Source organism: Halomonas sp. SIMBA_159 (assembly GCF_046536035.1).
In the GTDB taxonomy this organism is placed as follows: domain Bacteria; phylum Pseudomonadota; class Gammaproteobacteria; order Pseudomonadales; family Halomonadaceae; genus Vreelandella; species Vreelandella venusta_A.
The window spans coordinates 1-241 of record NZ_JAWJBT010001474.1; the positions used below are offsets into that span (position 1 = coordinate 1).

At 52.7% G+C, this 241-nt stretch carries 1 pseudogene; it reads right to left on the bottom strand.

Features of this window, described 5'->3' with window-relative positions:
• A pseudogene (locus R0J87_RS24135) lies at positions 1-241 on the bottom strand (3-deoxy-7-phosphoheptulonate synthase); the annotation flags it as partial.

Here is a 241-nt window from a genome sequence, read left to right on the forward strand (position 1 = left end):
ATGGCAGTCTTCATTACCCGCCGTCGATACAATCGCGGAATGACCGAACTTGGTTACCGACAGGAAATGGTGTGGCGCACTGGCGGAACCGATAGCATCAGTGGCAATTTTGATATTGCCGTCTGTACCGTTTTTAAATCCCACCGGACACGACAAACCAGAGGCCAGTTCACGGTGAACCTGGGACTCAGTGGTACGCGCACCGATTGCACCCCAACTGATGAGATCACCCATGTACTGT